22 protein-coding genes are annotated in these 25,089 nt (G+C 73.7%); 16 read left to right on the plus strand and 6 right to left on the minus strand.

All coding sequences use genetic code 11. The features are described from left to right. On the plus strand, nt 1-228 hold a 228-nt coding region (locus tag ACFQ11_RS23700; protein ID WP_378302203.1), incomplete at its 5' end, for a sirohydrochlorin chelatase. A 51-nt stretch (nt 229-279) separates the two neighbouring features. Here ACFQ11_RS23700 and ACFQ11_RS23705 read toward each other — a convergent pair. Then, nucleotides 280-1,224 carry a DUF1177 domain-containing protein gene (locus ACFQ11_RS23705; RefSeq protein ID WP_378302205.1) on the minus strand — a complete coding sequence of 315 codons (945 nt, stop codon included), beginning with the start codon at nt 1,222-1,224 and terminating at the stop codon, nt 280-282. 109 nt (nt 1,225-1,333) lie between these two features. Between ACFQ11_RS23705 and ACFQ11_RS23710 the strand changes: the two genes are divergently transcribed. The 3 genes from ACFQ11_RS23710 (at nt 1,334) to ACFQ11_RS23720 (ending at nt 3,243) form a co-directional block, all read left to right on the plus strand. Continuing rightward, nucleotides 1,334-2,128 carry an IclR family transcriptional regulator gene (locus ACFQ11_RS23710; RefSeq protein ID WP_378302207.1) on the plus strand — a complete coding sequence of 265 codons (795 nt, stop codon included), beginning with the start codon at nt 1,334-1,336 and terminating at the stop codon, nt 2,126-2,128. A gap of 10 nt (nt 2,129-2,138) precedes the next feature. Next, nucleotides 2,139-2,843, plus strand: coding sequence for a dipeptidase PepE (gene pepE, locus ACFQ11_RS23715; protein WP_378302209.1), 705 nt, complete (start codon nt 2,139-2,141; stop codon nt 2,841-2,843). A gap of 88 nt (nt 2,844-2,931) precedes the next feature. Further along, a complete protein-coding gene (locus ACFQ11_RS23720) occupies nt 2,932-3,243 on the plus strand; it encodes a hypothetical protein (protein ID WP_378302211.1) in 312 nt (103 codons plus the stop codon). Nucleotides 3,244-3,514: 271 nt separating this feature from the next. Here ACFQ11_RS23720 and ACFQ11_RS23725 read toward each other — a convergent pair whose 3' ends face one another. Then, entirely contained in the window at nt 3,515-4,246 is a 732-nt protein-coding gene (locus ACFQ11_RS23725) for an SDR family oxidoreductase (RefSeq protein ID WP_378302213.1), read from the minus strand. Between the two features lie 102 nt (nt 4,247-4,348). Between ACFQ11_RS23725 and ACFQ11_RS23730 the strand changes: the two genes are divergently transcribed. Further along, the gene (locus tag ACFQ11_RS23730) at nt 4,349-5,179 is read left to right on the plus strand and encodes a helix-turn-helix transcriptional regulator (protein ID WP_378302215.1); all 831 of its coding nucleotides are present in this window, start codon (nt 4,349-4,351) and stop codon (nt 5,177-5,179) included. A 4-nt stretch (nt 5,180-5,183) separates the two neighbouring features. On the opposite strand, the gene ACFQ11_RS23735 is transcribed toward ACFQ11_RS23730, so the two are convergent. Next, nucleotides 5,184-5,870, minus strand: a complete 687-nt coding sequence (locus tag ACFQ11_RS23735; RefSeq protein ID WP_378302217.1) for a DUF1707 SHOCT-like domain-containing protein — start codon at nt 5,868-5,870, stop codon at nt 5,184-5,186. Between the two features lie 171 nt (nt 5,871-6,041). Between ACFQ11_RS23735 and ACFQ11_RS23740 the strand changes: the two genes are divergently transcribed. The 6 genes from ACFQ11_RS23740 to ACFQ11_RS23765 all read left to right on the plus strand — a co-directional run bounded on the left by ACFQ11_RS23740 (nt 6,042) and on the right by ACFQ11_RS23765 (nt 16,650). Further along, complete coding sequence (locus ACFQ11_RS23740) at nt 6,042-7,667, plus strand: acyl-CoA dehydrogenase family protein (RefSeq protein WP_378302219.1); 1,626 nt, start codon at nt 6,042-6,044, stop codon at nt 7,665-7,667. A 656-nt stretch (nt 7,668-8,323) separates the two neighbouring features. Further along, complete coding sequence (gene lanL / locus ACFQ11_RS23745; RefSeq protein WP_378302221.1) at nt 8,324-11,041, plus strand: class IV lanthionine synthetase LanL; 2,718 nt, start codon at nt 8,324-8,326, stop codon at nt 11,039-11,041. Then, nucleotides 11,038-12,894, plus strand: coding sequence for a S9 family peptidase (locus ACFQ11_RS23750; RefSeq protein WP_378302223.1), 1,857 nt, complete (start codon nt 11,038-11,040; stop codon nt 12,892-12,894). Before lanL ends, ACFQ11_RS23750 begins: the two co-directional genes overlap by 4 nt. Next, complete coding sequence (locus tag ACFQ11_RS23755) at nt 12,875-13,030, plus strand: VenA family class IV lanthipeptide (RefSeq protein ID WP_378302225.1); 156 nt, start codon at nt 12,875-12,877, stop codon at nt 13,028-13,030. The genes ACFQ11_RS23750 and ACFQ11_RS23755 overlap by 20 nt, the downstream gene beginning before the upstream one ends. Before the next feature lie 150 nt (nt 13,031-13,180). Next, nucleotides 13,181-14,956 carry an ABC transporter ATP-binding protein gene (locus ACFQ11_RS23760; RefSeq protein ID WP_378302227.1) on the plus strand — a complete coding sequence of 592 codons (1,776 nt, stop codon included), beginning with the start codon at nt 13,181-13,183 and terminating at the stop codon, nt 14,954-14,956. Continuing rightward, nucleotides 14,953-16,650, plus strand: a complete 1,698-nt coding sequence (locus tag ACFQ11_RS23765) for an ATP-binding cassette domain-containing protein (RefSeq protein ID WP_378302229.1) — start codon at nt 14,953-14,955, stop codon at nt 16,648-16,650. Before ACFQ11_RS23760 ends, ACFQ11_RS23765 begins: the two co-directional genes overlap by 4 nt. Nucleotides 16,651-17,015: 365 nt before the next feature. On the opposite strand, the gene ACFQ11_RS23770 is transcribed toward ACFQ11_RS23765, so the two are convergent. Beyond that, nucleotides 17,016-18,224, minus strand: coding sequence for a glycoside hydrolase domain-containing protein (locus tag ACFQ11_RS23770; RefSeq protein ID WP_378302232.1), 1,209 nt, complete (start codon nt 18,222-18,224; stop codon nt 17,016-17,018). Between the two features lie 1,152 nt (nt 18,225-19,376). Between ACFQ11_RS23770 and ACFQ11_RS23775 the strand changes: the two genes are divergently transcribed. Beyond that, entirely contained in the window at nt 19,377-19,745 is a 369-nt protein-coding gene (locus ACFQ11_RS23775) for a DUF2690 domain-containing protein (RefSeq protein WP_378302289.1), read from the plus strand. 235 nt (nt 19,746-19,980) lie between these two features. Here the strand turns inward: ACFQ11_RS23775 and ACFQ11_RS23780 are convergent, their stop codons facing one another. Continuing rightward, nucleotides 19,981-20,322 (minus strand): alpha/beta fold hydrolase, encoded by a 342-nt coding sequence (locus ACFQ11_RS23780; protein WP_378302234.1) that lies wholly within the window; start codon nt 20,320-20,322, stop codon nt 19,981-19,983. 143 nt (nt 20,323-20,465) lie between these two features. Then, complete coding sequence (locus ACFQ11_RS23785; RefSeq protein ID WP_378302236.1) at nt 20,466-21,362, minus strand: LysR family transcriptional regulator; 897 nt, start codon at nt 21,360-21,362, stop codon at nt 20,466-20,468. A 95-nt stretch (nt 21,363-21,457) separates the two neighbouring features. On the opposite strand from ACFQ11_RS23785, the gene ACFQ11_RS23790 reads away from it, so the two are divergent. The 4 genes from ACFQ11_RS23790 to ACFQ11_RS23805 all read left to right on the plus strand — a co-directional run bounded on the left by ACFQ11_RS23790 (nt 21,458) and on the right by ACFQ11_RS23805 (nt 25,059). Further along, complete coding sequence (locus tag ACFQ11_RS23790) at nt 21,458-22,315, plus strand: alpha/beta fold hydrolase (RefSeq protein WP_378302239.1); 858 nt, start codon at nt 21,458-21,460, stop codon at nt 22,313-22,315. Next, nucleotides 22,312-23,127, plus strand: a complete 816-nt coding sequence (locus tag ACFQ11_RS23795; RefSeq protein ID WP_378302241.1) for an LLM class flavin-dependent oxidoreductase — start codon at nt 22,312-22,314, stop codon at nt 23,125-23,127. Before ACFQ11_RS23790 ends, ACFQ11_RS23795 begins: the two co-directional genes overlap by 4 nt. Nucleotides 23,128-23,276: 149 nt before the next feature. Further along, a complete protein-coding gene (locus ACFQ11_RS23800) occupies nt 23,277-24,164 on the plus strand; it encodes an ethyl tert-butyl ether degradation protein EthD (RefSeq protein ID WP_378302243.1) in 888 nt (295 codons plus the stop codon). A gap of 49 nt (nt 24,165-24,213) precedes the next feature. Further along, the gene (locus ACFQ11_RS23805; RefSeq protein WP_378302245.1) at nt 24,214-25,059 is read left to right on the plus strand and encodes a class I SAM-dependent methyltransferase; all 846 of its coding nucleotides are present in this window, start codon (nt 24,214-24,216) and stop codon (nt 25,057-25,059) included. The last annotated feature ends 30 nt before the right edge of the window (nt 25,060-25,089 follow it).

Genomic DNA, 25,089 nt, shown 5'->3' on the forward strand with positions numbered 1-25,089 from the left:
CCCGCCGAGGCGGTGACGACGCTGCGCGCGTCGGGCGTCCCGCGCGTCGTCGTCGCGTCCTACTTCCTGGCGCCGGGCTACTTCACCGACAAGGTCCGCGACGCGGCCCTGGCCGCCGGCGCCGACGCCGTCTCCCCGCCGCTGGGCGCGGCGCCCGAGGTCGCCGAGCTGGTCGTCCGGCGGTACGACGAGGCGCTGCTGGCCGCGCGCGAGGCCGCCGCCGTCTGACCGGCCCGCCCCACCGGCCCGTCCGACCGGCCCGCCCGACCGGCCCGCCCGTCAGCCGGTGCGGCCGAGGGTCTGCAGGTGCGCCAGCGAGCCGTACCGGGCGACGAGCGCCTCGTACTCGTCCTGGTCGTGGAAGGTCAGCGCGCCCGCGCCGAACGCCTTGGCCGCCTCGACCGCGAAACGCGCCGCCGCGGCGATGTCGGTCTCGTGGCTCGCGCCGGTCGCGCAGCCGGGCACGGCGGACGCGGCGGTGACGGCCAGGCCGACGACGGGCGCGTCCGTCGCGGTCGCGGGCTGCAGGATCGAGTTCAGGTGGTAGACCCCGTTGCCGTACGGGGTGATGTCCTGCGTGGTGATCGGGTACGTGACGGCCGGTTCGCCGGTGACGACCGACAGCAGGTTCGCGAGGCCGTCGCTGACCCGCAGGATGTAGCCCTGCTTGACGGTGGGCGACAGCGCCAGGCCCCGGTGGTTGATGATCGTGTTGCCCTTGGTGGTGTCGATCGACAGCACGGCGTCCATGTCGGGCGTCACCTCGTGCTCGTTCATGACGGCGATGTCGACCGGCGAGTCCATGAACGGGACCGGATCGTGCGGCTGCGTGGGGGCGTCCGGGCAGACGTGCGTGGCGATGACGACGTCGCCGTCCGGGACGTCGCCGCGCAGACGCATCTCGAGCAGCTTCGCCGCCGCCGCGAGCGCGGCCGCCGCGCCGTCCCCGTCGGAGGTGAACCCGAGGACCTCCGGGCGGGCGCCGACCCCGCCGAGCCGCCCGACGATCCCGAGCGTGGGGGCGTCCCCGCCGGCCGAGCGGCCCCGGCGGCCCGGGACGCGGACGCGCACGAAGTCGGTGGTGCCCTTGTCGCCGGCGACGGTGACGACCTCGGCGCCGGAGCCCGCCGGGCCCGCGGCGCGGTCGAGGAACTGGGCGAGGGAGCGGCCGGACGCGGCCGGGTCGTCGAGCAGGTCGATCACGGCGAGGACGTGCTTGAGCATGGGCCTTCCTTGCGGGCGAGGAGCGTGTTTCCCCAGGTTGCAGCGCTGTTATCGTAATAAGCAACTTTGTCCCGCTATTCGCAACACGGTCCCGCCGAGGGGAGCAGGCATGGGTTCGGGCTTCGCCGCCGACCGCGACACCCCGCGCGGCCTCCTGCAGACGGCCGACCGCGCGCTGCTCGTCCTCCTGGGCTTCGACCGGCACCGCACCGACTGGGGCGTCACCGAGGTGGCCGAGGAGTTCGGGTGGGACAAGTCCGTCGCCCAGCGGGTGCTCGCGACGCTCGCGCACCGCGGCTTCCTCGCGGCCGACCCCGACACGCGCCGCTACCGCATCGGCCCCGCCGCCCTGCACCTCGGCCGGACGTGGGAGCGTTCGGGCTCGCTCCGCATGCTGGTCACCCCGATCCTCGCGGACCTGTCCGCCCTGACCGGCGACACCGCGCTGCTGTCGGTCCCGGACGGCTTCCACATCCGGTGTGTCGCGGCGGTCGACGGGGAGGAGGGACCGCTCCGCTACTACCCGCTGGTCGGCGAGCTGTACCCGGCGCACGCGGGCGCGACCGCCCAGGCGTACTTCGCGTTCGTCCCCGAGGACCGGCGGCGCCGGCTGTTCCGCGACCGTCCGATGGCCCGCTTCACCGAGCGCACCCTCACCGACCCGGACGCGCTCGAACGCCGCTTCCACCGCGTCCGCGAACTCGGGTACGCGTTCACGATCGGCGAGTACGACGCCCACGTCGCGACCCTCGCCGTCCCCGTCCACCTGCACGGGGAGCCGTACGGGAGCCTCAGCCTCGGCGGTCACGAGGACCGCTTCGAGGCGCCGGCCGACCGCCTCCCCCGCCTCCGCCGCGCCGCCGAACAGGTGGAGCGGCTGCTGACCGGCGCCCGCCGCCACTGAAAGGAGCACTGTGGAACTTCTGCTGCTGTCGAACTCGACGAACCACGGCCGCGCCTACCTGGAGCACGCGCTCGACACGGTCACCGCGTTCGTCGGCGCGGGCGCCGCGCTCGCGTTCGTCCCGTACGCGCTCGCCGACCACGACGCCTACACCCGCGTCGTCCGCGAGGCCCTCGAACCCCGCGGGATCACCGTCCGCGGGGTGCACGCGTCCGGGCTGGACGGCGCCGACGCGGTGTTCGTCGGCGGCGGCAACTCGTTCCGCCTGCTCCGCGACCTGTACCGGACCGGCCTGCGCGACGAACTGCGCGACGCCGTCCGCGGCGGCCTCCGCTACATGGGGGCGAGCGCGGGGACGAACATGGCCTGCCCGACGCTGCGGACCACGAACGACATGCCGATCGTGCAGCCCCCGAGCTTCGACGCCCTCGGCTTCGTCCCCTTCCAGATCAACCCGCACTACATCGATCCGCGGCCCGGCGACACGCACATGGGCGAGACGCGCGAGCAGCGGCTGGCGGAGTTCCTCGAGTGCAACGACGTGCCCGTCCTCGGCCTGCGCGAGGGCACCTGGCTGCGCGTGTCGGACGACGCCGCGACGCTCGGCGGCCCCCTCGACGCGCGGTTGTTCCGCCGCGCCGAGCCCCCGCGCGAGCTCCCCGCGGGCGCGGACGTCTCGTTCCTGCTGACCGCCCCCGCCGCCTTCGACGCCTGAGGGGCGGCCGCGACACCCGGGCGCGGGAGGCGGCTCGGGCCCGGCGGGCGGCACGGCGGGCGGCACGGCGGGCGGCACGGCGCGTTCGATGGACGGAACGACGGGTATGCGCGTGTTCATGGACGAACGCGAATCTTCCGAAGAGTCGGGACACGAGCCTCGCGAGACGCACGACCGCGCGTTCGCGCCCGTGAACCAGGGGTCGGACGCACGGGGCCGGACGCGCCCGGGCACGCCCGTCCCGCACCGCGTCCCGGACGGCGAGGAGGCCGAGACGAACGGCGGCGGCACCGAGATCAGCGGCACCGGCACGCCCGACGTGCAGCGGGAGCACCCCGACACCCTCCCGGCGGACGAGCGCGGCGTCACCGAAGCCGAGCGCCACGACGACACCCGCTGACCGCCCGCCCCGCTCTTCGGGCGGCCGCCCCGGGGCGGCCACGCCTGCGGCCCGCCACATCCCGAGAGGCCCCGCGAACGCCGCGTCCCCGGGCGGCCGTCCCCGACGGCCGTGCGGGTTCCGGCGGCGCGGGGAGGCGCGGCAGCCGCCGCGGAGACGGCCGCCTCGCGGCCGTCTTCGCCCGGTACCGGCCGGTTCGAGGTAGTCGCGCCCTAGGCGCCGCACCGCCCCGGCCGTCCTACGGGCGGACGCCCGGGCGCGGCGCGGGTGGTCAGCGTTGGGCGGCCGGGCGGACGACGATCTCGTTGACGTCGACGTCCGCCGGTTGCGCGAGGGCGTAGGAGACGGCGCCCGCGATGGCGTCCGGGTCGATCGCGTTCGCGCGGTAGTCGCGCATCGCCGCGGCGGCGCCCGGGTCGGTGATGGAGTCGGCGAGTTCGGACGCGACGACCCCCGGGGACACGGTCGTGACCCGGATGGAGGGGGCGGACTCCTGGCGGAGGCCCTCGGTGATGGCCCGGGCGGCGTACTTGGTGCCGCAGTAGACGGCGGCGGTGGGGGTCACCTCGCGGGCGCCGATGCTCGCGATCGTGACGAAGTGGCCGGAATCCTGCGCGGTGAAGCGGGGCAGCGCCGCGGCGATCGAGTACAGCAGCCCGCGGACGTTCACGTCGATCATCCGGTCCCATTCGTCGACGAGCAGCGCGTCGAGGCGCGACAGCGGCATGATCCCGGCGTTCGCGACCATGGCGTCGACGCGGCCGAAGCGGTCGCAGGCCGTCCGGACGAACGCCTCGACGTCGCCGCGGTCGGTCACGTCGAGGCGGACCGGATGCAGGCTCCCGGGCTCCTTCGCGGTGCGCCCGGCGAGGGCGTCCAGCCGGTCGGTGCGCCGGGCGCCCGCGACGACCCGGTGTCCCTCGCGGACGAGACGGGCGGCGACAGCCGCGCCGATCCCGCTGCTGGCCCCGGTCACGAGAATGATCTTTTTGTCGTTCGGCATGGTCCCGACCCTGCCCGCGCCGGGCGCCCGGCGGCAGTGCGGGCTCTTCCTGGGTACGGCGCACCCAGGAAGACCGGCGGGCGGCGGCCTAGGCTGGAGGGCATGTCACGTACCGAGCTCGGCGCCTACCTCACCGCACGGCGGGCGCGGGTCGCACCGGACGACGTCGGCCTGCCGAGCACGGGGCACCGGCGGGTTCCGGGGCTGCGGCGGGAGGAGGTCGCGATGCTGGCGGGGGTCAGCGCCGACTACTACGTCCGGCTGGAGCAGGGCCGCGAGCGGACGCCGTCCCCGCAGGTCGCCGACGCCCTCGCGGACGCGCTGCGGCTGGACGGGGACGGCCGGCTGCACCTGTTCCGGCTGGCCGGGCTCGCCCCGCACGACCGGGGCGCCGCCGTCCCGGCCCGCGTCGACCCGGGCCTGCTGCAGCTGATGAGCGCGTGGCCGAGCAACCCCGCGATCGTCTACAACCGCGCCTACGACGTGCTCGCCTCGAACGCGATCGCGGACGCGCTCTTCCACGACTGGGCGCATTCGCGCAACCTCATGCACGTCGTGTTCACCGACCCGGCGGCGCGGGAGTTCTACCGGGACTGGCGCGACGTGGCGCGGAACTCGGTGGCCGGTTTCCGGCTCGCGCACGGCCGGGCCCCGGACGACCCGCGGGTGCGGCGCGTGCTGGCCGAGCTGCTCGACGCGAGCCCGGAGTTCGCGGACCTGTGGGCGCGGCACGACGCGCGGGGGAAGTCGCTGGAGCGCAAGCGTTTCGCGCACCGCGACGTCGGCCCGGTGACGCTGACGATGCAGACGTTCGACGTCCGGTCGAGCCCGGGGCAGGAGCTGGTCGTGTACCACGCGGAGCCGGGGTCGGCGAGCGCCGAGGCCCTCGCGCTCCTCGGGTCGCTCGCCGCGACGTCCCGCCGGGACGGCTGAGCCGTCAGGATCTGCGGTCGCGCCACCAGGCCGCGAGGGCGCGCCGGACGGGGGCGTGGTGCTCGTCGTCGACGATCTTGACGTCGCCCATGACGGCGCGGGCGGTGACGCGGACGACCGGGACGCGGGCGCCGCCGCCGGACTCGCGGACCGCCACCCGGCGATCGCCGAGGAACGCGTAGCCGTCCAGCTCGACGGCGATCCCGTCCGGCACGATGATCTTCACGTCGCCCATGACGGCGGTGGCCTGCACGCGGACCTCCCCGGTGGGCACCTGCGCGCCGCGCAGGTCGAGCTCGACGTCGCCCATGACCGACACGGCCTCCAGCGGCTCGTCGATGCGGCCGACGATGCGCTCCCGGCAGTCCCCCATGATCGCGCTGAACCGGCGCTTGACCTGGAGCGGGGCGGGCTCCGCGCCGGGGGCGCCCATGCCCGGCAGGTCGGCGGTGATGCTCTCGAGGTCGTCGCGGGACACGGCCGCGTACGCGGCCTCGGTGCGCTCGGTGAGCTCCTCGAACGTCAGCCGACCCTCGACGGAGGCGACCCGCAACCGCTCGACCACCGTCTCCCGCTCGGCGTCGGACGCGCGGACGCCGGGGGTCGCGGGACGGTCGGGGCGCGGGGCGGGCACCGGATCCTTCGGGCCGCCGGGGGACGGCGATCCCGGCTGCGGGGTGGACTGACTCATGGTTCCGAAGGTATGCCCCCCGGGCTTTCGTACAATCCGCCGCGCGGACGAGATGCCCCACCACTTCAGGAGGATGCCCCCGCACGGCCTCCGCTGACATGATCATCTACTCCGCCGAACACTGTTCGGTAGGGTGGCCTGGAACGTTGCCCGCAGGCAGGGAGCCGTGCCGTGACCCACGAGGTTTTCAACCAGGTGCCGCCGCTCGCGGGGCACGACGTCGCCGACGAGGCCGCGCTGCTGGACGGCCTGGCGCGCGAGGGCGCCGGCTGGGCGGTCGGCGAGGTGCGCGGGCTGGGCCGGCTGGCGGGGACCGCGGAGGCGCAGGAGCAGGGCCGGCTCGCGAACGAGCACCCGCCCGTGCTGCGCACCCACGACCGGTACGGGCACCGCATCGACGAGGTCGAGTACCACCCGGCCTGGCACGAGCTGATGAAGGTGGCCGTCACGCACGGCCTGCACGGGTCCGCCTGGACGGACGAGCGCGCGGGCGCGCACGTCGCGCGGGCCGCGAAGTTCTACGTGTGGCGGGTCGACGCGGGCCACGGGTGCCCGATCTCGATGACGTACGCGGCCGTCCCGGCGCTGCGGCGGGAACCGGAGCTGGCCGCACGGTACGAGCCGCTGCTCGCGAAGCCGGAGTACGACTACGGCCTGCGCGCCCCGCTGACCAAGCGCGCGCTGCTCGCCGGCATGTCGATGACCGAGAAGCAGGGCGGTTCGGACGTCCGCGCCAACACCACCCGCGCGACGCCGCAGGCCGACGGCTCGTACCGTCTCGTCGGGCACAAGTGGTTCACGAGCGCGCCGATGTGCGACGTGTTCCTCACGCTCGCGCAGGCCCCCGGCGGCCTGACGTGCTTCCTGGTGCCGCGCGTCCTGCCGGACGGGACGCGGAACCCGCTGCGGCTGATGCGGCTCAAGGACAAGCTCGGCAACCGGTCCAACGCGTCCGCGGAGATCGAGTACGACGACGCGGCCGCGTGGCGTGTCGGGGACGAGGGGCGCGGGGTCCGCACCATCATCGAGATGGTGAACATGACCCGGCTGGACTGCGTGATCGGCGCGGCGGCCGGGATGCGGCACGGGGTGACGGCGGCCGCGCACCACGCCGCGCACCGCGCCGCGTTCGGCCGCGACCTGATCGACCAGCCGCTGATGCGCAACGTCCTGGCCGACCTCGCGATCGAGTCCGAGGCCGCCACGACCCTGATGCTGCGGCTCGCCGGGGCCACCGACCGGTCGGTGCGCGGCGACGAGGGCGAGGCGGCCGTCAAGCGGCTCGGCCTGGCGGTCGGCAAGTACTGGGTGTGCAAGCGCTGGCCCGCGCACGCCGCCGAGTCCCTGGAGTGCCTCGGCGGCAACGGCTATGTGGAGGAGTCCGGTATGCCCCGGCTGTTCCGCGAGTCCCCGCTGAACGGCATCTGGGAGGGCTCCGGCAACGTCGCGGCGCTCGACCTCCTCCGTGCCGTGCTGCGCGAGCCGCATACCCTGGAGGCGTTCTTCGACGAAGTCGACCTCGCCGCCGGGGCCGACCCGCGCCTCGACGCCGCCGTCAAAGAGGCCAAGGACGGCTTCGCCGACACCGCGACCCTAGAGTTCCGCGCCCGCCACGTCGCCGAGCGCCTGGCGCTCGTCTTCCAGGCGTCCTTGCTGGTCAGACACGGTCACCCGGCCGTGGCCGACGCCTTCTGCGCGTCCCGCCTCGCCGGCGACCGGGGCACCGCCTTCGGCACCCTCCCCCCGGGGTTGGACCTCGCTCCGATCATCGACCGGGCCACGCCCAACGTCGACTAGCCCATACGCTCGAGATCACCGTTCGGCTTCGCCACGATGCCACATCGTCCGTGTGCCGGAGATCGCCTCAAGATCATCCGCTGACGAACCGGTTGGCAGGCGAAGTTCGTCGGTCCGTCCACGCTGGGACGACATCACGACCACCAGGTCGGACAAGAACGCGGCGAACAACGCCGGGCTCGCGCGCAGGTAAGGCCTCCCGTCAAGGAGACCGCGCCGCCTCTCGGCGTCCACGGGGCACGGCCCGGCGCTCGCGCGGGCCGGTGCTCGGCTCCGGGCGGACGGCCGCGCGACCTGCGCTCATCGCCCCCGCGCCCACAGTTCCTTGCATAAATGCGAAAAAGGTACGCATTTTTCTCTGACAGGTGACGACTTTGTTCGGGAGTGATCAAATTGACCACTGTCGGCCAGGCAAATATGGACAAACTGGGCAAGATGCACCATTGCAGCCAAGTGATCATTACTTCTAAGTCAAGATCGAAGTCGAGTCAAGGTGGATACCGGTCCTCATGTGGACAAGGTGGAGCCAAATGACCCCTGGATCCGCGACGAAGCCCGTGGTTGCATTGTGCTGTCTCACGGTAAGCCGGACGGATCGAAACGATCTCGATCCTTCCGGATGATTCACCGGACGATGTGGGCGGCGGAGATCATTCATGGTCGATTTCAAATTCAGTGTCTTCACGGCCGTTGCGGCCGCGGACGCTGGAGAGGCTTCTCTCGTCGACGTCCTCACGCGGGCCCTGCCGGCCGCACCCGGACGGTGGCGGGTCGGACGCTCCGGGATCTGGTGCTCGGTCGTCCCGGAAGGCGCCCCGCGGCGCCAGCAGGGCTGGAAGCTGCACGTCTCGGCCACGCCGGCGTCCGCGGAGGAGGTCCTCGAGCGGGCGTCGCGGGTGCTGCTGGAAGCCGGTTCGGCCTTCAAGTTCGCCGCGAGCGTCGACTTCGTCGCCGCGTTGAACGCGCGCAACACCTCGCGCGGCCATTCGGGGAAGTTCATCACGGTGTACCCCGAGAGCGACGCGGAAGCCGTTCGGCTCGCGCGCGAACTGCACGAAGCGACGAAGGGACTGCCGGGACCGCGCGTCCTTTCCGATCGACCGTACGCGCCGGGCAGTCTCGTTCACTATCGTTACGGGGCGTTCGTCGAGGAGCGGCGGCTCACCAATGACGGCTTCTATACGTGGACGATCATCGACCCCGACGGGAAGCCGGTCGAAGACCGGCGCGCCGGCAGGTACACGCCTCCCTCCTGGGTGACATCTCCCTTCCCGGACAACGGCCCGCAAAGCACCCGCCGGACACGTGACTCCGGTGAAATAGTGCTCGGGGAACGGTTCGCGGTGCGGGAGGCGATCCGTCATTCCAATAAGGGCGGCGTTTATCGTGCGGTGGACCGCCGCACCGGAGACCCGGTCGTGATCAAGGAGGCGCGCCCCCACGTCGCCGCGGACCTGGAGGGCCGCGACACCCGGGACCGGCTGCGGGCGGAGGCCCGGGCCCTGGAGCGCCTGGGCGGCCGCGGGCTCGCGCCGCGCCTCGTCGAACTGTTCCCGCAGGGCGGGCACCTGTTCCTCGCCCAGGAGCTGGTCCAGGGCGGCCCGCTCCGGGAGTGGGCGGCCGAGCGCATCGTCGAGGCCGGCTGGGGCGACCATCTCGGGACGGCCACGGAGATGGCGCGGCGCCTCGTCGAGCTGATGAGCGACGCGCACGCCGCCGGCCTCATCGTCCGCGACTTCAACCCGAACAACATCATGGTGCGCCCGGACGGCACCCCCGTGCTCATCGACCTCGAACTCGCGGTGGCCGACGGGGAGGACGGCCCGCTGCGCTCGGGGACTCCGGCTTTCGGGGCGCCCGAGCAGCTCGGGGGCGCGCCCCCGCACGCGTCGGCCGACCACTACAGCCTCGGCGCGACGCTCTGCTACCTGTTCACCGGCAGCCCGCCCTACCTCCTGGACGAGCACCCGCCGAGCAGGCCGCCCGCGGACCGGCTCGACGAGTGGCTGACGGCTCGGACCCAGGGCCTGGAGTTCCCCGAGCATCTGAGGGCGATGGTGCTCGGGCTGATGGCCGACGATCCCGGCCGCCGCTGGACGACGGACCGGGCGCGCGACGCGCTCGCGGCCCCGAACGCGCGCGGGGCGCGGGGCCCCGTCGACGCCGAGAGTCCGTGGCTGCGGGAGACGGTCGAGCGGGCCATCGAAGGGATCACCGACGAGCTGCTCGCGTCCATGGACCCGGACGCGGCGAACGCCCTGTGGCCGGTGTCCTGCGTCCACGGCGCACCGGATCCGTGCACCCTGCAGCAGGGCGCCGCCGGCTGCCTCGGCGCCCTGGTGCGCTGTTCGCGGCTCACCGGCGATCCGCGCCTCCCGGAGGCGATCGCCGCGGCGTCCCGCTGGGTCCGCGCGCGGATGGCGGACGGGACGAACCGGCCGCCCGGCCTGTACTTCGGCTCGGCCGGCGTGGCCTGGTCGCTGCTGGACGCGGGGCTGGAGACCGGCGACGAGCGCCTGGTCGAGGACGCCGTCGCCCTGGCCGGCACGCTGCCGGCCGCGGTCGCCAGCCCCGACGTGACCCACGGGACGGCCGGTCTCGGCCTGACCGCCCTGCACCTGTGGGCCCGCACCGGGCTCGCGGCGTTCGCCGAGCGCGCGGAGGCCGCGGCCGACGCGCTGCTCGGGACGGTCGAGGAGCGCGAAGGCGGGCTCGTCTGGAGCACCCCGGCCGACGTCGACTCCAAACTGGCGGGCCGCTCCTACCACGGGTTCGCGCACGGCGTCGCGGGCGTCGGTTACTTCCTGCTCGCCTGCGCGGAGGCGACCGGACGCGACGACTGCAGGGCGTTCGCGGTCCGAGTCGGGGACGCGCTGCTGGACGCGGCGGTCGTCGAGCGGGGCACGGCGATGTGGGGTGCCGGGGCCGGCGACGCGCCGACCGCCCCGTACTGGTGCCATGGCGCGTCGGGCATCGGGAGCTTCCTGGTCCGGCTCGGCGCGGCCACCGGCGACGCGCGGTTCCTCGAAGCCGCCGAACTCTCCGCCCGGGCCGTGACGGGCCACGCGTGGCGCGCGGTGCTGGGGCAGTGCCACGGGCTGGCGGGCAACGGCGACTTCCTGCTCGACATGGCCGAGCTGACCGGCGACGACCGGCACCGGGCGGCGGCATGGCGGCTCGGCCGGACGATCGTCGCCGCGCGGGCGCACCGCGACGGCCGTCTCGTCCTCCCCGACGAGCAGGGCGAGGTCTCGGCGACCTGGGGCGACGGCATGAGCGGGATGCTCGGGTTCCTGCTGCGCCTGCGGTACGGCTCGCCGCGCCTCTGGACGGTCGAGGCCGCCGCCGCGACCGCCGTGGGAGGGGCGTCATGACGGCCGTGCCCGCCCTCCCCGCCATCCCGTCCCGGTTCGGCTTCGCGTTCTCGGACGACGGCCGGTGGGCCGCCTGCCTGAGGACCGTCCAGGACCGCGTGACGCTGGAGCGGTGGTCGCTCGCGGGTCCCGCGCCGTCCGGCCGGACGGTCGACGCGGGCGGCGAGCCCGTCGACCGGTTCAGCCGTCCGGTGCCGCTGGACGACGGCCGCGTCCTGGTCGCGCGGCCCGCGGTCGGCGCCGGCGGGACGCCCGCGGGCCACGGCACGGTGGTCGCGCTGCGGCCCGGCGGCGGGGCGGCCGTCCGGTCGTGGCGGATCGCGCCGATGCTCGCCGGGTACCCGCTGGCCGGTCCGGGACGGCCGCAGCCCCTGGTCCTCGTGGCGGTGGAGGACGAGCGGCACTCCCGCATCTGGGTCCTGCCGGACTCCGCCGGTCCGCCGGAACCGGTGCTGCGGATCCCCGGCGTGCTGTCGGGCGGCGTCTGGCTCGACGACGGCCGCACGCTGGCGCTCGACCACTCCGGTGCCGGGCACCGGCCGGACGGGATCGTCGTGGACCTGCGGGAGCGCGCCTGGCGCCGTATCTGGAGGGTTTCCAGCTCGACGACCGACCGCATCGTCGCCCGCGACCGGCGCTCGGCGCGCCTCGCCGTGACGACCAGCGGCCCCGGGGACGGCGCCTCCGGGATCGGGCTGTGGACGCCCGGCGACCGCCGCGTGCGGTTCCCCGAAACCCTCAACCGGCCCGGCCGCGCCCGTACCCCGCTGGCGTTCGACGACGGCGGCCGCCTGCTGGTCTGCGAGGACGCCGGCGCCACGTCCCGCCTCCTGATCCACACCCCGGCGGACGGCCGCGTCGAACCGGTGAGCGGGCCGCCCGGCGTCCTGTCGCCGCCCGCCTCGTGGAGCGGCGGGCGCATCCACCTGCGCTGCTCGGCGCCGCACCGGCCGCCGACGCTCGCGACGGCGCACCGCACCGGCTGGACGTTCGCCCGCCGGCCGTCCGAGAACGCGGCGGGCTGGGCCGGCGCCGACCTCGTCGAGCTGCCGGGCCCGGCCGGGCCCGTCGAGGCGATCGTGTACGGCGGTCCCCGCTGGCACGAGAGCGACCGGGTGGTCCTCGCGCTGCACGGCGGCCCGCTGTCGGCGTGGCGGCTGGAGTTCGACCCGCTCTTCCAGCATCTCGCCGCCGCGGGCATCGCCGTCGTCGCCCCCAACCACCGGGGCAGCACCGGCTACGGCGAGCGCCATCTGCGCGCGGTCGTCGGCGACTGGGGCGGGCCCGACCTCGACGACGTCGTCCATCTGGGCCGCGGCATCGCCGACCGCCGCCGGCGGTCCGGCGTCGGAGCGGGGGAACCGATCCTGCTCGGCGTCAGCTACGGCGCCTGGCTGGCGCTGCTGGCGGCCTGCCGCGCGCCGGAGCTGTGGGCGGCGTGCGCCGCGCTGGCCCCGTTCACGTCCGCCGCGAGCCTGTACCGCGACGCCGCCGCCCCGGTCCGGGACCGGGTGGCGCGGCTGCACCGGCTCGACGGCACCGGAGCGGACGCGCCGCGCGACGTCCTCGCCCTGTGCGGCGCGCTCACCGCGCCGCTCCTCGTGGCGCACGGCACCCGGGACGAGGTCGTCCCGGTCGGGCAGTCACGGGCGCTGCGCAGGCGCCTCCTCGAACTCGGCAGGACCGAAGGGCCCGACTTCGCCTACCTCGAAGTCGACGGCGACCACACCACGGTCGTCCAGGCATGGCCCTCGGACCTCCGGACGGCTGTGGTCCGCTTCTGCCTCGAGGCGGGGCGGACCTTGGCATCGACGAGGAGAGGAGGTGAAACAGATGGACATCTTCGACGGTGACCTGGTGGCGGAGCTGCAGGACCTGCCCGAGACCGACCCGATCGAGATCGACGGCATCCAGCTCGGCGGCACGTGCGCGTGCACCGGCCTGCTGACGCTGCTCAACACCGTGTGCGTCGGCGTCTCCTGCGCGTGACGCCGAGCACCCGGACACGGTCCGGACATGACTTTTGACCCCGGCCCGTAGACACCGGTCACGGATCGGCCGGAGAACCCGGCCGATCCGTGACCGGACCCACTTCTCACTGTAGCCAACGCCCGCCGGGAGGGAAGGGAGCCGACCCGCGTGGTCCCGACCGATCCCGCCACCGGCGACGAGGCCGCGCCCGCCACCGAACCGCACCCCGCCCCCGCCGCGCAGCGCGCCGCGGGCAGGCGGCTGCTGCGCGCGGCGGCCCGCCGCACCCGCGCGTCGATGGGCCTGCTGGCGCTGTGCACGCTGCTGCGCGTCCTGGCGACGCTGGCGACGCCGGTCATGCTGGGCCGCGCCGTCGACGCCGTCCACACCGGTGACCCGCCGGCCGCGCCCCTGACCTGGCTGGCGGTCGTCCTCACCGTCGCCGCGCTCGCCGACGCCGGGGAGGACCTGGCGGGCGCCTACTGCGGCAGCCACATCACCGCGTGGCTCCGGCACCGCCTGGTCGGCCGGGTCCTCGAACTCGGGGTGCCCGGCCGCCGGCGCTTCCCCACCGGGGACGTGCTCGCCCGGCTCACCGAGAGCGCGAGCGGCCCCGCCGCGTTCCCCGTCCAGCTGGTGGCGGCGGCGGCGACGCTGGCGACGACCGCGGGCGCCGTGGTCGCGCTGGCCCTCATCGACTGGACGCTCGCGCTGGCGTTCGCGCTGGGCGTGCCGCCCGCCGTCGTGGCGCTGCGCGTCTTCGTCGCCCGCGCGAGCGCGCCGTTCGCGGACTACCAGCGCCACCAGGCCGCCGTCGCGACCCGGCTGCTGGACGCCCACCAGGGGATACGGACGATCCGCGCCGCCGGCACCGCGGCGCGCGAGGCCGACCGGATCCTGCGGCCGCTCCCGGCGCTGCGCGAAGCCGGGCGCCGCACCTGGGCCGTGCAGGGCCGGGTGAGCTGGCGGCTGTCGCTGCTGGCGCCGCTGCTGCAGGTCGTGGTCGTCGCCGTCGCCGGGCTGCGGCTCGGCACCGGCGACATCACCCCCGGCCAGCTCGTCGCCGCCGCGTCCTACACCGCCATGGCGGTCGGCGCCGCCGCGCTGTTCGACACCTTCGTCGCCCTGCTGAACTGCGAGATCGGCGCCGGACGGGTCCAGGAGGTGCTCGACACCGCCCCGGCCGTCGCGCCGCCGGCGCGTCCGGTCGCGCTGCCCGACGGCCCCGGACGGCTCGACATGCGGGACGTGACCGTCCGGATCGGGGACCGCACCATCCTCGACCGGCTCGACCTGACGGTCCCGGCCGGGACCGGCGTCGCCGTCGTGGGCGCGTCCGGGACGGGCAAGTCCGTGCTGGTGTCGCTGGTCGGGCGGCTCCTCGACCCGCAGGAGGGCCGCGTCGAGCTCGACGGCGTCCCGGTCACCGCCGTCGCGCCGCCCGAGCTGCGCCGCGCCGTCGCCTACGCCTTCGAGCGCCCCGCGCTGCTCGGCGCGACCGTCCACGACCTGATCGCCTACGCCCGGCCCGAGGCCACCCGCGCCGAGGTGCGCCGCGCCGCCCGGACGGCCGCCGCCGACGAGTTCGTCCGGGCGCTGCCGGACGGATACGACACACCGCTCCACCGGGCGCCGCTGTCGGGCGGCGAGCTGCAGCGGCTCGGGCTCGCCCGGGCGGCGCTGACCGACGCCCGGGTCCTCGTCCTCGACGACGCCACCAGCAGCCTCGACACCGCGACGGAGCTGAGGGTGACCCAGGCGCTCCGGCGGATGCTGGCCCGGCGCACCAGCCTGGTGGTCGCGCGCCGCCCCGCCACCGCGGCCCGCGCCGACCTGGTCGCCTGGCTCGACGGCGGCCGGATCCGCGCGCTCGCCCCCCACGCCGAACTGTGGCCCGACCCCGAGTACCGGGCCGTGTTCGCCGCCCCCGGGAGCGGCGCATGAGGGTCCCGCCCGCGGCGCGGTTGCTGCGCCGCCACCTGCGCGGGCGGGGGCCGGCGCTGCGCCGGCTCGCCGCCTGGTCCGTCCTCGAGGGCGTGCCGGTGCTCGCCGGCGGCCTCCTGCTCGCCCGGTCCCTCGACCACGGGTTCCTCGCCGGTCGTCCCGGCGTCGGCCTGGCCTGGCTCGCGGCCCTCGCGCTGCTGTACCTGTGCGGCGCCGAGGCGACCCGGCGCGTCTACCCCCAGCTCGCCGCGACCGTCGAACCGCTCCGCGACTCCCTCGTCGCCGACGTCGTCACCGCGTCCCTGCGCCGGACGGACGCGGGCGCGGGCGTGTCGCAGGTCACCGAGCAGGCCGAGGCCGTCCGGGCGCTGCTCGGCACCGCGTTGCGCAACGTCCGGCAACTGCTCACCGCCGGGATCGCCGCCCTGATCGGCCTCGCGCTGCTCTCCCCGCCGCTCGCCCTCGCCATCGCCCTGTCGGTCGCCCTCGCCCTGAGCGTGTTCGCCGCGTTCCTGGGCGTCCAGGTCCGCCGGTACCGGGCGGTCGTCCGGCACGCCGAACGCATCGGCGAGACCGGCGCCGCCGTCGTCGAGGGCGTGCGCGACGTCGTCGCGTGCGCCGCCGAGGACCGGGCGGCCCGCACGGTGGCCGCGTCCATCGACGCGCAGGCCGCGGCGCTGCGCGCGTTCGCCCGCTCCCGCCTCGTCCGGCTCCCGGTGCTGGCGCTCGGGGTGCACCTGCCCCTCCTGGCGCTGCTGGCGCTGTCGCCCGCCCTCATCGAGAGCGGACGGCTCACGACCGGAGAGGTGGCGGGCGCCGCCGGATACCTCATCACCGGGCTGCAACCCGGGATCGTCCTGCTGGTCGACGCGGGCGGCACCCTCCTGCTCAGCCTCGCCGTGATCCTCGGCCGGCTCGCCGAGATCGCGACGGGCCCCGCCGAGACGCCCCGTTCGCGTTCCTCGCCCGTCCCGGCCTCGGCCGACCTCGAACTCGACCGCGTCACGTTCGCGTACTCGCCGCGGGCCGCCCCCGTCCTCACCGACCTGAGCCTGCACATCCCCGAGGGGACCCACCTCGCCGTCGTCGGCCCGAGCGGCACCGGCAAGTCGACGCTCGCGAACGTCCTCGCGGGCCTCGTCCGTCCCCAGCGGGGCACGGTCACGCTCGGCGAGGTGCCGCTGCCCGACCTGGACCCGGCACGGCTCCGGGACACCGTGGCGCTCCTCCCGCAGGAGAGCTACGTCTTCGCCGGAACCGTGCGGGAGAACCTCGCCTACCTGCGCCCGCGCGCCACCACCGCGCAGCTCGACGAGGCCGTCGCCGCGGTCGGCCTGGAGGAGACGCTGCGCCGGCTCGGCGGCTACGACGCCGACGTCCCGCCCGGCGGCGGAACGCTCTCGCAGGGGGAGCGCCAGCTCATCACCCTCGCCCGCGCCCACCTGTCCGCCGCGCCGGTCGTCGTCCTCGACGAGGCGACCTCCCACCTCCATCCCGCGGCCGAGGCCCGCGCCGAGGAGGCCCTGGCGGCCCGCGGCGGGACGCTCATCGTCATCGCCCACCGGATCAGCTCCGCGCAGCGGGCCCACCGGGTCCTGCTGCTGGACGCCGCGGGCCCGGTCGTCGGAACGCACAGCACGCTGCTGGGGCTCAGCCCCCTCTACGCCGAGCTGGTCGGCCACTGGCGGACGTGACCGGCCCCTGCGGCCCGACCGGCACGGCCACCGGCGGGAGGCACGGTCGGAACGCGCGCCGACCCCCTCACCGACTTCAATATGACGGCCGCGGACATGGACGGCACCAGACGGACGCTCCTCGCCCCCGGCGGCAGCCGCGTGGAGGTGTGGAACGTTGACACTCGGAAGCGGACCGGCGTCTACACCGCCCCCGCCGCCGTCCGGCTCATCGTCGTTTCCGCCGACGGCGGGACCGCCGCGATCCCGACACCACACGCGCGCCCGGCTCCACGACGCACACTCCTACCCCAGCGACCACGTCCCGTGCGTGGTTTTCAGCCCACGAGTGCCGCAGGGGCTTCTGACTGGGCGCCGCGTCGACCTCAGTTGGGTTCCGCTTGGGCCAGGGCTTGCAGCTTCTCGGCGTAGCCGTGCAAGAAGGCAGCGAGCTTGTCGGCGGGCAGCGCGCTGGGCAACAGCACGGTGCCGCCTGCGGAGCTGAAGATGACCCCCGTCCGCAGGGTGGTGACGAAGGTGTCGGACCCGTTGGTCAGCATCTTGCGAGCGGCGTTGACGATCCCATCGGGTGAGGTGCCGTAGCGCTCCTTCACAAACCGGGTGAAACGGGTGACATGCGGGCCACCTTCGGCGAGGTGCTCGCGGATCGCCGTGTTGACCGGCGTGCCGGCGCGCGTCCGCAGCGCGATGAGGTGGCCGTCGACGTCCTCGATCAGGTCGTTGAAGGAGAAGGTGCTGTCCACGTCGGGGCGGGCGAGCCGCGCCTGGCAGAAGGCGTAGCCGGAAGGATAGGAGACGCTCGCGGCCCTCCACTCGCCGTAGAAGGACGCCAGGTCACCGAGCCAGCCGCTGAAATCGCCCCGCGCGGGGCGGGGGGTGCCGCGCGCGTTCCACAGGACTCCGCTAGCGGTGGCGCCGAAGTGGTCGACGTCTATGATGGCGCCGAGGGAGGGGTCCCGGTACTGCGTGACTCTCGGTCCCACCTGCTTGTCGGCGTGGGCGATCCAGTCTACGAAGTGCGGGCCGGCCAGTTCCACCCAGGCGATCGTGGCGTAGTGCGGGTAACGAAGGTACGCCAGGACGAGGACGCTCGGGTCGCCTCCCCCGGGGTAGTTCTGAGCGGCCCGGTAAACGCGGTCGATGTAGTCCAGGTAGTCCTTGAGCGGCTCGACATTGGAGCCCACCGCGTCCGCGCCGGCGTCGGCGCCCGGCTGATGGACGTCGTTGTCGAGCGCGAAGGAGTCGTCGCCGGCCTGGAACCTGAATTCCTTGATCTGGTTGAGGGCCCAGTTCTCTGGTAGCGGATACCCGAGGTTGCCGGAGAAGCGATAGGACATGCCCGAGACGAACGACCAGGCAGTGAAGGCCTCCCGGCTGACGCGCGCGCAGACGTTACGCGACTCGTACACCCCCGCGACGTAGCGGCGTCCGAGCGCCGCCAGGCGGGACTGAACGCCGTGGAAGTAGGGGACGATATTACTGATGATCTCTTCCGCGGTGGCGTCGAAGTCGACTGCGAAGTAGATGACGGTGCCCCGCCGAAAGCCGTGCCGATCGGCGCTCTTGTGCGCCAATTCGGCGTGCTTGGCTCCCTCGGCGTGGGTGAAGTCGGCCAGGTCGCGTGCGCCGTACTGCTACGGTACGCCCATTTCCCGTTCTTCGTGCGGTACCGGGCCCGGCCGTTGAACACGCACGCGGCGCTGAACAATTGCACGAAGCGGCTTTGCGCGCCCTTGGTGAGGACGTTCTCGCGCAGGCCGGCCTTGGTCGCCTCGCCGAACAGGCCGTTGGCCGCCTCGTCCGACAGCCCGAAACCGTACTGCAGCGCCTTCATCAGCGGCTGCTGGACATCGCGTGAGTAGAGCCCGTCACAGGGGATGATGAAAAAGTTCCCCCGTTCCTGATAGGTGTGATTCAGCCATCGCTGAATGTTCTGGACGACGACGGTTCCGCCGGACAGCAGTTTGTAGGCGTCCATATTGAGCAGCGCCTTGGCGGTCTTGGGCGGCACCCCGCGGTTGTAGGGGCTGAGCCCGGCTTGGGTTCGCATCTTGGCGAGCCCCTGCTTCATCCCGTCGTCGAACCCGCCCTCGGACGCGCCGCCGTTGTAGCCCTTGCAGAACAGGGCGTACTTGAGGATACGCACGAGGCTTTTGTCCGGCTCTCCAGAGCCGACCTCGCCGTGCCGGACGAGGGCGGCCAGCGTGGCGGGGCCGAACGAGCCGTTGACCGGCGTGATGCCGAGTTCGGCCTGCAGGGCGCTGGTCAGCGCCCGCATGGTGCCCCATCCCGTCTTGCCATGCTCAGGGCACCGCACATATCCGGGGTGGGCGCTGTAGTTCTGGTTCACCCATTGTTGCGCTTCCAAGACCTTCCGATCCACGGTCAGCGGCTCCTGCACTTCGACTTAACATGATCGAGCAATGGTAGCCAACTCCTTTCGGTAAAACAATATCGAAATGGCAAGGAAGAGCAGACGTGGACGCCGCCCATTTATGCGGGCGCGACAACCACACTTCCACGTATTTTCTCCGCTTATTTCACCCCAATAGGGGAAATGTTCGACGCCTTCAATGTTCCCCTTTCTCGGGGCTTTGCCGAAGGATTGCCACCGGATGACCGTGGCACGGCGATCCTGTCACCGAGAGCACGGCCACGGCTCCGGCGCGAGAGACGCCCGGGTGGCCGGGGTGCTACCCGGGAGTGGAACGATGGCGAATCGACAGATGGCGAGAACGGCGGTCGCCGCAATCACCGCCGCGCTGCTGGGTGCCGCGGGCCCCGCGTCAGCCGAGATCGTGGCCGGAGGGCCCGCACCGGCGGGGCCTCCGGCCGCGACCAGGCAGGGATGCGGAGGCGGGCTCTGTCACGATAAGAGCCCGGTCGTGGAGGGATGCGTGGGCGACGCCGTCACGCTGAACGAGGTCACGCTGAACGCCGTGCCGCCGGCGACGCGCCTCCAGCATCGGTACTCGGCCCGGTGCGACGCTTCGTGGGCGCGCGTGCAGTCCACTATCAAGGCGCGTGCAGGCACGCTGAGCATCGAGAACGACGAGTACGTACTCCAAGGCGCGTCCGGCGAGGGCGAATGGTAGTGGACGCAGATGCTCGACGGCAAACGCACCGGCCGGGCCTGCCTCCGCGTGCGGAAGCCTCCCGAGGTCGGCTGCACGCCGAGATTCGAAGGCTGAGCGGGCTCGAAGGGTGCGGCGGAGGTCGGAACAGGCGAGTGTGTCCTGCGGTTCACCCTGCCGCGCTGGGGCAGCCGGGCCTGAGGCGGCGAAACTCGACTACGCCAGGAGGTCTTCTCGCTGAGGGGCGCGCATGCGTTCAGGCGGGCGGCAGGGACGCGAGCCAGTCGGTGAGCAGCCGGTTCACCTCGTCCGGGCGTTCCCGCTGGATCCAGTGCCCGCACCCGTCGAACTCCGCGGCGTGGACGTCCAGCTCCCGCCGGCTGAGCCAGGACGGCGGCGGACCGGTCGGGAACCGGTCGCGCAACCGCCCCCCAGGCGCCACGAAATGGGGGCCGGGCCGGCCGGGCGCGGGCATGGTGCCGGCCGACAGCGCGGCGTAGAAGCCCGCCAGCCTGCCGCGGACGTCCGGTTCGATCTCGGCCTCGGCGCGGCCCGGCTCCTGGAAGTAGCCGACGTAGAACTCCTCCCCGCCGCCCATCGCCGCGAAGGTCTCGCTGGGCCGCGGGCCGCCGGGAGGGGTGTAGGGGACGCTCAGAAGTCCGACGGCGGTGAAGACCTCCGGCCGGACCAGGGCTTTTCGCCTACGGGTCCAGCAAGTGGCTCCGCCGGGCGCGTGGCCGGTCACGTGCGCTCGGCGATCTCGCCTGCCACGTCGAGGGCGATCTCGATCGCCCGTGCCGCGAGCGGGGAGTGGGTGCGGTCCGCCTGCCACAGCAGGAAGATCTCGCGCGGCCGGAGACCCGGCCGGAGCTCGTGGAGGGACAGCGACCCGTCCGAGCCGGCGTCGGCGCCGTCGACGGCGAGGCGCGGCAGTATCGCCGAACCCATACCGGCGCGCACCATCGACAGGACGGTCTCGTTGCCCGCGGTGCGGAACACGATCCGGGGTTGCACACCGCGGCGTGCGAGCGCCTGCTCCACCCGGGCCTGGTCGCAGATCGGCGGGTACGCCACCATCGGTGCGCCGTCGAGCCGGGCCGGCGGCACCGGGCCGTCGGGGAAGGTGCCGCGGCGGGTCACCAGCAGGTAGGGATCGTCGAGCAGTTTGAGGTGTTCGACGTCGCCGTCGATGCGGCCGTCGAAGAACATCAGATCGAGCTCGCCGACCTGCGGCGACTCGGTCTCCTCCTCGAACAGCCTGATGTCGCAGCCGGGGTGCTCGTCCCGAAGCGAGCGCACGATCGGCGGCAAGATCACGTTGGACACGCTCTGGAACGTGCCGATGTCGACCCGGCCGTCGCCGGCCTTGAACCGGTCGACGGCCGCCGCCATCGTCTGGGCCCTCGCCAGCAGATCGCGTCCGTGTGCCAGCACCACCGCGCCGAGCGGAGTGATCCGCACCGGTTTCGGGCCGCCCGGCCGGTCGAACACGGCACCGCCGACGGCCTTCTCCAGGGCCGCGATCTGCTGGCTCACCGTCGACTGGGTGTACCCGAGCCGCGCGGCCGCCCGCCCGAACGAGCCCTCGTCGGCGACCGCGGCCAGCGTGGTGAGATGCCGGAGCTCGACGTCGCGCATGGGGCCCAGCATAGAGAGGAACATCGCCGGCCACGATCGAGTTGATCGGAAATCATCGCTTTTGCCGATGGACCCCTTGACCTAGCGTGGCCTTCATGACCGATCACCGTTCCAACGGCGAGAAGCTCGTCGGGATCAGCGATGCCGAGCTGTGCGTCGAGACCTTCGGAGACCCCGCGGACCCGGCGGTCCTGCTCATCGACGGTGCGGCGGCATCGATGCTCTGGTGGGAGGCCGGACTGTGCGCACGAATCGCGGGCGCCGGCCGGTTCGTCATCCGCTACGACAACCGGGACACCGGCAGATCCACCGGCTACCCGCCCGGCCGGCCGGGCTACACGTTCACCGACCTGGCCGGAGACGCGCTCGGCGTTCTGGACGCCCTGGGCGTCGAACGCGCGCACATCGTGTGCCGCTCCATGGCCGGCGGAATCGGGCTCATCCTCGGAGTGGACCACCCCGATCGGGTCCTGTCACTGACGTTGGCCTCGACTTCCCCGGGCGGGGACGGCCTCCCTCCGCCGTCGGACGAGCTCACCGGCGGCTCCCCCGCCGACCCGGACCCCGCGGATCCCGTCGCGGTGGCCGACTTCGTCGTCGCGTCGGCGAAGGCGCTCTCGGGCGGCTCTCCCTTCTTCGACGAAACCGCGACGCGTGCGCTGGTCGAGCGAGACGTGGCCCGCACGCGCGACATCGCCTCCACCCTCGTCAACCATTACGCGATGACCTTCGACGGGCCGTCCCGCGGCTTCGGCGACATCAAGGCGCCGACCCTGGTGGTGCACGGGGACCACGACCCGCTCTTCCCGCTCCCGCACGGACGGGCGCTGCGCGACGCGATTCCCGGCGCGGAGCTGCTGGTCCTGGAGGGCGCGGGGCACGACCTGCCGAGGCCGCTGTGGGACGTGTTCGTCCCGGCTCTGGTCCGGCACACCGGAGGGGGCCGACCATGACGCGGTTGCGTTCGGCGCTCTGGCTGCCGATCTTCGACGAGCTCGCCGAGCCGGCGGTGGTCGCACGGCTGGCCGCCGAGGCGGAGGAGGCCGGCTGGCACGGCGTGTTCGTGTGGGACCACCTGCGCTGGGGGCCGGACCGGCGGGTGGCCGACCCGTGGATCACGCTGGCCGCGATCGCCGCCGCCACGGAGGACCTGCGGCTGGGCCCGATGGTGACGCCTCTCGCCCGCCGCAGACCTTCCAAGGTCGCCAAGGAGACGGCGACGCTGGACCGGCTCAGCGGCGGCCGCCTCACCCTCGGCGTCGGGCTCGGCGGCGACCGCTTCGCCGGGGAGCTGAGCGCGACCGGCGAGGAACTCGACGACCGGCGCCGGGGGCGGATGCTCGACGAGTCCCTGGAGATCCTCACCGCCGCCTGGTCCGGGAGATCGGTGCACCACCACGGGCGGCACTACACCGTCGACGGTGTCTCCTTCCTCCCCCGCCCGGTTCAGCGGCCCGGCGTACCGGTGTGGGCGGCGGGGGCTCCCGGCAATCTCGGACCGCTGCGCCGCGCCGCCCGGCACGACGGCTTCTTTCCGATCCATCTCGAACACCCGGACGAGCTCGCCGGCATCGCCGCCGCCATCACCGAGCTCCGGCGGCGGAAGACGGCCCCGTACGACATCGCCGTCGCCCTTCCCGCCGGTACCGATCCGACGCCCTACGCCGAGGCGGGCGCCACCTGGTGGCTGGCGGAGTTCGCGCCGGAAACGGTGTCGCTCGCGCAGGTGCGGGGCGTGCTCCGCGACGGCCCGGTGGAGCCTTGAGGCCGGGCTCGGCCCAAGATCTGGCCCTGCCGTGGTGTTAACGGGGCGTTGACCTGCGCGATGGTGCTGACGGCACATGACGAGGAGGGATCGCGATCACTCGATCGACGGCGGACACGGCCGGCCTCGAGAACGCCGCCGAACTGACCTTGACGGCCTTTTGCTGGTGGCGCGCCGATATCCCGCAAGATGTATGCGAGACCTACTGGCGCGACGTGCACGGGATCATGTTCGCTCACGCGCCCGGCCTGTGGCGGTACCGGCAGCTCCGCCTCGCGGCCAACCGTTCCGATCTCTACCGGGCGGTCCCGCGCGTTTCCTTCGATGCGCCGGAGGCGGCCCAGCCTCAGGGCATGGGGCACGGGCTCTTCCTGTCCGAGGCCGACCTGGCCGCGTTCGGCGGCAATCCGGTCGCGCGGGAGACCATTCCCAACGACGCGCACAACTTCATCGGCCGCATCGGCGCGCAGCTCTCCGCTCCCGGCAGCGGCGGCACGCTCGTCGATCGCGTCGACGAGCCCGAGGTACAGGGCCCTCCCCCGGCGCCGACCTTCGTGCTCTGTTTCGCGCCCAGAACGGAAGCCGCGCCGGTCGAGGCGTTCCACCGCCATCTGACCGAGCGCGTCGCACGCCCGTGGAGCGAGCATCCGGGCGTCCTGCGTTTGCGCGTCGAGCCGCTTCCCCCCTACGGCCGGTCGGCGATGAGTTCGCCCGGGGTGCCGCACCGGTGGCCGACCGACGCGACCTACCTCGGCTGGATCGAGCTCGCCGTGCGGAACGAGGGTGTGGTCGGCGATCTCCTGGCGGGCGTCGCCGACGAGCTCGCCGAACAGGTCGGGGCCGTGCACGCCTATCCGGTCCGCGAGATCTACACGATCATCTCCGCGGGACGTCCGACCACGGTCGGCCTCCGCGGCTACCCGGCCGTCCAGGCGATCGACGCCGCGGGCGCCGACGAACAGCGCAGCGAGGCCGTTCTGGAACTCCTCTTCGGCGATGCGGTCCGGGGGCTGGACCGGCTCAGGCGGAGAACCTGACCGCACGACCGATGTGTCGAGCCGGTACCGAAGGGATGTGGTGACGATGATGTCCGAGCAGCAGGGGACCCAGCCGGGGCCGGGCTCCGAGCCGGGCGCGGGCGAGCACGGGAGAGGGCGCACCGACGTGTTCGACTACGACGCGGAGTTGCGCCTGCACAACGAGCACTTCCGCGCCGCCGCCCGTGTCGGCCCCCGCGACCGGGTGCTCGACATCGGCTGCGGTACGGGCCGGTCCACGCGCGAGGCCGCCCGCGCCGCCGTCCACGGAAGCGCGGTGGGCGTCGACGTTTCCGCGCGGATGCTCGAACGGGCCCGTCGGCTGACCGACGACCAGGGACAGGCCAACGTCGCCTACGAACAGGCGGACGCACAGGTTCACCGCTTCCCGCCGGCGCATTTCGACCTCTGTATCAGCAGGTTCGGAGTGATGTTCTTCGCCGACCCGGTCGCCGCGTTCACCAATATCGGGCGTGCTCTGCGCCCCCGGGCGCGTCTGGTGCTGCTGGTGTGGCAAGGCCGCGACCGCAATGAATGGGCCTCCGCGATCCGCCGGCCCCTCCCCGCCGCCACGCCCGAACCTGCTCCTCCTCCCCGCGGTCCAGACCCGTTCTCACTCGCCGACCCGGCCATCGCCGAAGGCGTCCTGACGGCGGCGGGTTTCACGGAAGTCGCCTTCACCGATGTGCACGAGCCCGTCTACTACGGCCCGGACGGCGCCACGGCCCTCGAGAACGTGCTCCGCCTGTGGGACGAAGACGTGCTCGCCGGCCTCGACGCCGCGACGGCCGAGCGAGCACGCGCGCGGCTGCACGCGGTCCTCGCCGCCCACGACACCGGCAGCGGCGTGTACTTCGACTCGCGCGCCTGGATCATCACGGCCCGCCGTCACTGACCACCGCGCCCGATCTCCGTCCAAGATCGA

The organism is Actinomadura sediminis (assembly GCF_042675525.1).
Classification (GTDB): Bacteria; Actinomycetota; Actinomycetes; order Streptosporangiales; family Streptosporangiaceae; genus Spirillospora; species Spirillospora sediminis.